This is a genomic window from Streptomyces sp. NPDC058534, from assembly GCF_042717365.1.
In the GTDB taxonomy this organism is placed as follows: Bacteria; Actinomycetota; Actinomycetes; order Streptomycetales; family Streptomycetaceae; genus Streptomyces.
In genome coordinates this window covers 1-6,400 of record NZ_JBHXNW010000003.1, presented here as the reverse complement: position 1 = coordinate 6,400, position 6,400 = coordinate 1, and the positions used below count along the sequence as shown (strand labels likewise).

Genomic DNA, 6,400 nt, shown 5'->3' with positions numbered 1-6,400 from the left:
GACCCCGCCTTCGGGCCAACCACCGGGCGTCGGTTTGCTCCCCGGGTGCACTGCCCGGGGGGGTAACCAACCCCCGACCCCCGCCATTTCTCTGCCCGATCTTTAGCCCGGCGCCCGCGCGTGCGCGCGTGCGAGCGCCCTCGCCTACGCCGCCCCCCGCTGGAGCGCCTCGCACACCGCCGTCGACTCGCGCGCGCCCAGCGTCACCCCCCTGCCGCAGTGGGCGATCCAGGCGGCCATGCCCTCAGGGGTTCCGGAGACGTAGCCGTCGAGCGCCGCCAGGTAGGGCGCACGGCCCAGTTCGGCGTAACCCACCTCGGCCGGGCAGACCGACTTGGGGTCGAGGCCGCTGCCGACCAGGACGATGCGCTCGGCCGCGCGCGCGACCAGACCGTTGTGGGAGGTGAAGGGCCGCAGGGCCAGGAGTTCACCGTGCACGACGGCGGCCGTCACCAGCGCCGGCGCGGAACCGCCCGCCGTGACCAGCGCGGCGAGCCCGTCCAGTCGGCCGTGCGCCTCCGCGGCGCCGGGCAGCGGCAGCTCGACGAGCGGCTCGTCCACCGATTCGCCCTCCTGGCGGGGCCGCCCCACCTGGTCGGCGTTGTCGGCGGCCGCCACCAGGTGCAGCCGGGCCAGCACCCGCAGCGGCGACTGGCGCCAGATGGAGAGGAGCTGCCCCGCCTCGGCGGTCAGCCGCAGGGCCGCGCCCACCGCGCGTGCCTCGGCGTCGCCGCTGAAGTCGGTCCGTCGGCGGACCTCCTCCAGGGCCCAGTCCGCCCCGGACAGGGCGGCCGAGCCCCGGGCGCCGCGCAGGGCTGCCTCGGAGGTGATCTCGTTGCTGCGGCGCCGCATGATCCGGTGGCCGTAGACGCGGTCCACGGCCTTGCGTACGGACTCCACGGACTCGGCCACGCCGGGCAGTGCGCCCAGGGCCGCGAGCGGATCGGCGGTCGCGCCTGTCGTACTCATGAGTACGACCCTACGCATCCCGGCGCCGCGCCCCACGAATGAGTGGTCTTCTTCACGTATTGCCGGCTCGTGTGCCACGTACAGCTATCGATCCACTACGCTTGGTGAACATGAAAATTGCTTTCGTTGGGAAGGGCGGCAGCGGAAAAACCACCCTGTCCTCCCTGTTCGTCCGCCATCTCGCCGCCGGCGGCGCACCCGTCGTCGCGATCGACGCCGACATCAACCAACACCTCGGGGCCGCGCTGGGCCTCGACGAGGCGGAGTCGGCCGGGCTGCCCGCGATGGGCGAGCACCTGCCGCTGATCAAGGACCATCTGCGCGGCACCAACCCGCGCATCTCCTCCGCCGAGAAGATGATCAAGACGACGCCGCCCGGCGAGGGCTCGCGCCTGCTGCGGGTGCGCGAGGAGAACCCGGTGTACGACGCCTGCGCCCGGCCGGTGGAACTCGACGGCGGGGCCGTCCGTCTGATGGTCACCGGACCCTTCACCGACGCCGACCTGGGAGTCGCCTGCTACCACTCCAAGACGGGAGCGGTGGAGCTGTGCCTGAACCACCTGGTCGACGGCCGTGACGAGTACGTCGTGGTCGACATGACCGCCGGCTCGGACTCGTTCGCCTCCGGCATGTTCACCCGCTTCGACATCACGTTCCTCGTCGCCGAGCCGACCCGGAAAGGCGTCTCCGTCTACCGCCAGTACAAGGAGTACGCCCGCGACTTCGGCGTCGCCCTGAAGGTCGTCGGCAACAAGGTGCAGGGGCCGGACGACCTCGACTTCCTGCGCGAACAGGTCGGCGACGACCTGCTGGTGACCGTCGGGCACTCGGACTGGGTGCGCGCCATGGAGAAGGGCCGCCCGCCCCGGTTCGACCTCCTGGAGGACGTCAACGGCCGTGCGCTGCGCGCCTTGCGCACGGCCGTCGACGAGACGTACGAGTCGCGGGACTGGGAGCGCTACACGCGCCAGATGGTCCACTTCCACCTGAGGAACGCCCAGAGCTGGGGCAACGAGCGCACCGGTGCCGACCTGGCGGCCCAGGTCGACCCCGGCTTCGTCCTCGGCGAGGAGGTCGCCGCCCCCGCGTGACCCACGCGCGGGGGTCCGCCGCGCTACTGCTCGGCGGCCGGCGCCCCGGGTACGCCCTTCGGCGCCGGTGCGGGCGCGGCCGACAGGAAGGACGCCCAGCCCTTCGCGGGGGCCTCGCCGACGCCGAGGGTGCGCAGCTTCTTCAGGACCTTCGGATCCTGTGCGTCCAGCCAGTCCGCGAGCTGCCGGAAGGAGACGCAGCGCGCCTCCTTCTTGTTGCACACCTGCTCGATGACCTCCTCGATGGCGCGCATGTAGGTGCCGCCGTTCCAGGACTCGAAGTGGTTGCCGATGATCAGGGGGGCGCGGTTGCCGTCGTAGGCCCGCTGGAAGCCCTGGAGCAGGCTGTCACGCATCTGGTCGCCCCAGAACTCCCGCTTGGCGGGGTCGCCCTGGGTGGTGGTGCCCGACTGGTTGACCATGTAGTTGTAGTCCATGGTGAGCTGCTCGTAGGAGTGGCCGGGGAACGGCACGAGCTGCATCGAGAGGTCCCACAGGCCCTGCTTCTTGGCCGGCCAGACCTGGTTGTTGACGCCGCTGCTGTCGTAGCGGAAGCCCATCTCGCTCGCGGCCTTCACGAAGTTCTTCTGGCCCTCCAGGCACGGGGTGCGGGCGCCGATCAGCTCCTTGTCGTAGTCGAACGGCAGGGGCGCCGCGTTCTTCGTCCCGGTGTTGGTCTTCCAGCTCTTCACGAACTGTTTGGCCTGGGTGATCTCGTCCTTCCACTCCTCGACCGACCACTTGCCGACGCCGCCGCCGGCACCGCAGAAGTGCCCGTTGAAGTGGGTGCCGATCTCGTTGCCCTCCAGCCACGCCAGGCGCAACTGCTCGACGGTGTCGGCGATGCCCTGCTCGTCGTTGAAGCCGATGTCGGAACGGCCCGGGGAATGCTGCGGCGGCCTGTACAGGTCCCGTTTCTCCTTCGGCAGCACATACACGCCGCTCAGGAAGTACGTCATCGTGGCGTTGTTCTCCTTGGCCACTTCGCGGAAGTGGGAGAACAGCTTCTGACTGTCCTCGCCCGCGCCGTCCCACGAGAAGACCACGAACTGCGGGGGCTTCTGGCCGGGCTTGAGCCGTTCGGGCCGTGGCAGGTGCGGCTGCGCCCCGGTGTACGCGGTGGAACCGTCGCCGATCAGGCGGACCGCGCTCTTCGGCGCCGGGGCGGCTTTCCCCTTTTCCCTCTGCGAGCCATGTGTCCCTTCGCGGGAACCGCTGTCGCTGTCGGGCGCGCAACCGGCGAGCGCGGTGGCGCAGACCGCCGCGACCGCGGTGCACGCGGCCATCCTGTGGGTGGTGGCCATGTTCCGCCCACCTTCTTCCTTCTCTCGGGCCAACGCCGACGAGGCGATGTCGGGTGCTGAACCGGGCCGTGCCGTCAGCGCCGTCAAGGTGACACGGAAATGAGAAGGAATTAGTACGACAAGCCGATGAAATAACTGGTTCACTCGGTCGAGCGGTCCATTACTCCATTTGCGCGAAAAGTCTATGCCTTTTCTTTACTCTGAATTACGCTTTGTTTACTGAGCGCAATCACCGAGCGACCGCGCAGCCCGGAGGAGACGGGAAAAGATGTCAGCCTGCGTCCCCGCCCACGCCGATTCGGCCCGTACCGAGCACGTCCACCCACCGCACGGCCCGCCGCCCCGCGGCCCCCGGCGCTTCCGCGTCGCGGGCGCCGACGTGTCGGCCGCCGTCGCGGTCTTCCTGATCGCCCTGCCGCTCTCCCTGGGCATCGCCCTCGCCACGGGCGCCCCCCTCCAGGCCGGGCTCGTCGCGGCCGCGGTGGGCGGGATCGTCGCCGGGCGGATCGGCGGCTGCCCGCTCCAGGTCAGCGGCCCCGCCGCCGGCCTCACCGTGGTCACCGCCGACCTCATCCAGCAGTACGGATGGCGCACGACCTGCGCCATCACCGTGCTTGCCGGCCTCGCCCAACTGGGCCTCGGCTGCCTGCGCGTGGCCCGCTCGGCACTCGCGGTGAGCCCCGCCATCGTGCACGGCATGCTCGCCGGCATCGGCGTCACCATCGCCGTCGCCCAGCTGCACATCGTCCTCGGCGGCACCCCGCAGAGCTCCGTGCCCGACAACCTGGTCGCACTCCCCGCCCAGCTGGCGAACCTGCGCCCCGCCGACGTGGCGGTGAGCGTGCTGACGCTGACCCTGCTGACGTTCTGGCCCCGCGTGCCGGGCCGGGCCGGGCGGCTCCTGGGCAAGCTGCCCGCCGCCCTGATCGCCGTCGCCGGTGCCACCGCGGTCGCCGCCCTCGCCGGGCTCCGCCTGCCCAAGGTCGACCTGCCGTCCTGGAGCAGTCACGCGCTGGCGACGCTGCCCGACGGTCCGGTGCTCGGGCTCGTCGCCGCCGTCCTCACCACCACGCTGGTGTGCAGTGTGCAGTCCCTGCTCGGCGCGGTCGCCGTGGACAAGCTGGTCGCCGCCCGGCCGGGGCTGACCGGCCGCGTCAAGCGCTCCAACCTCGACCGCGAGCTGCTCGGGCAGGGCGCCGCCAACATCGTCTCCGGATCGCTCGGCGGACTGCCCATCGCCGGCGTGGCCGTGCGCAGTTCCGCGAACGTGGCGGCGGGCGCCGTCAGCCGGAACTCCACGATGCTGCACGGCGTTCTCGTAGTGATCGCCGCGCTCCTGCTGGTCCCGGCCCTGGAGCTCATCCCGCTCGCCTCGCTCGCCGCCCTGGTCATGGCCGTCGGCCTCAAGATGGTCTCGCTGAACCACATCCGCACGGTGACCCGCCACCGTGAGGTGCTGGTCTACGCGGTCACCACCATCGGTGTGGTGTTCCTCGGCGTCCTGGAGGGCGTCGCCCTGGGCATCGCCGTCGCCGTCGGCGTCGCCCTGCACCGCCTCACCCGCATGCGCATCACCCACCACGAGAGCGAGGGCGTTCACCACGTACACGTGCGCGGCCAGTTGACGTTCCTCGCGGTGCCCCGGCTCAGCCGGATCCTGCACCATGTGCCCCACGGAACGACCGCCGTCGTGGAGCTGGACGGGTCGTTCATGGACCACGCGGCGTACGAGACGCTGCACGACTGGCAGAAGACGCACACCGCGCAGGGCGGCTCCGTCGACATCACCGGACGCCGGCCCGGCACCCGTATCTCCGAACCGGCGGACACGGACAACTGCCGCTGCCGCCCCTGGACCCCCTGGCGCAACCACCAGTGCGAACGCCCGCCCACCGCGCCCCCGCCCGGCACCGGCCGGCCGGACTCCACCGGCGACGCCGCCGACACGGCGTCCGGTTCGGCCGACGGACGCGAACTCGCGCGCGGCATCAGCGCCTTCCAGCGCAACACCGCCCCCCTGGTGCGCGGCGAGCTGGCCCGGCTGGCCCGGGAGGGACAGCAGCCCTCCCAGCTCTTCCTGACCTGCGCCGACTCTCGGGTGGTCACGTCGATGATCACCTCCAGCGGCCCCGGCGACCTCTTCGTCGTACGCAATGTGGGCAATTTCGTGCCGCTGCCCGGCGAGAAGGGCGGCGACGACTCGGTGGCCGCCGCGATCGAGTACGCGGTGGACGTGCTGAAGGTGCGGTCCATCACGGTGTGCGGGCACTCCGGGTGCGGGGCCATGCAGACGCTGCTCAGCGCCGAGCCCGGCGGCAGACAGACCCCGCTCAAGAGGTGGCTGCGGCACGGGCTGCCGAGCCTGGAGCGCCTGCCCGAGGACGACGGCACCCGGCCCCGGCTCGCAGGACGCGGGCCCGCGGACCCGGCCGAGCAGCTCTGCCTGGCCAACGTGGTCCAGCAGTTGGAGCATCTGCGCGCCCACGAGTCGGTGTCCCGGGCCCTGGGCGCCGGCGACCTGGAACTGCACGGCATGTACTTCCACGTCGGCGAGGCCCAGGCGTACCTGCTCGCCGGGGACGGCGGGGAGGCCGTGTTCCAGCGGGTGCTGGAGACCGACCTGACCGTCTGACCTCCCCCTGGGATGTGATGGGCGTTACAAAGGCTGAACTCGGCACCACCGGCGTCCGTGGGTACGGGTGACCAGGGCCGCGAAAGGAACGCGACAGGTCTAAACCAATTGCCCGTCGACCCTTGTCATCGGCCCCCCGGGTCTGATGAGCTGTGGCCTGGGACACAACGGACAACCCTGAGAAAGGGAGATGTCGTGAGCAACGAATCCTTGGCCAACCTGCTCAAGGAAGAACGCAGGTTCGCACCCCCTGCCGACCTGGCCGCGAACGCCAACGTCACGGCAGAGGCGTACGAACGGGCCAAGGCTGACAGGCTCGGCTTCTGGGCCGAGCAGGCCCGCCGGCTGGCCTGGGCCGAGGAGCCGACCGAGACCCTCGACTGGTCGAACCCGCCGTTCGCCAA

At 71.1% G+C, this 6,400-nt stretch carries 5 protein-coding genes; 3 read left to right on the top strand and 2 right to left on the bottom strand.

Annotation, left to right across the window (positions count from 1 at the left end; all coding sequences use genetic code 11):
* Nucleotides 1-144 precede the first annotated feature (144 nt).
* A complete protein-coding gene (locus tag ACFWR9_RS01990) occupies nucleotides 145-969 on the bottom strand; it encodes an oxidoreductase (RefSeq protein WP_383834021.1) in 825 nt (274 codons plus the stop codon).
* A gap of 110 nt (nucleotides 970-1,079) precedes the next feature.
* Here ACFWR9_RS01990 and ACFWR9_RS01985 point away from each other — a divergent pair, with 110 nt between their 5' ends.
* On the top strand, nucleotides 1,080-2,060 hold the full coding sequence (locus tag ACFWR9_RS01985; RefSeq protein ID WP_383834017.1) for an ATP-binding protein: 981 nt from the start codon (nucleotides 1,080-1,082) through the stop codon (nucleotides 2,058-2,060).
* A gap of 23 nt (nucleotides 2,061-2,083) precedes the next feature.
* Here ACFWR9_RS01985 and ACFWR9_RS01980 read toward each other — a convergent pair whose 3' ends face one another.
* Complete coding sequence (locus ACFWR9_RS01980; RefSeq protein ID WP_383834014.1) at nucleotides 2,084-3,364, bottom strand: hypothetical protein; 1,281 nt, start codon at nucleotides 3,362-3,364, stop codon at nucleotides 2,084-2,086.
* Nucleotides 3,365-3,632: 268 nt separating this feature from the next.
* Between ACFWR9_RS01980 and ACFWR9_RS01975 the strand changes: the two genes are divergently transcribed.
* Together ACFWR9_RS01975 and ACFWR9_RS01970 are read left to right on the top strand one after the other, a co-directional pair.
* Complete coding sequence (locus tag ACFWR9_RS01975; protein ID WP_383834011.1) at nucleotides 3,633-5,996, top strand: bifunctional SulP family inorganic anion transporter/carbonic anhydrase; 2,364 nt, start codon at nucleotides 3,633-3,635, stop codon at nucleotides 5,994-5,996.
* Nucleotides 5,997-6,191: 195 nt separating this feature from the next.
* A partial coding sequence (locus ACFWR9_RS01970; protein ID WP_383834008.1) for an acetyl-coenzyme A synthetase N-terminal domain-containing protein occupies nucleotides 6,192-6,400 on the top strand: 209 nt, incomplete at its 3' end.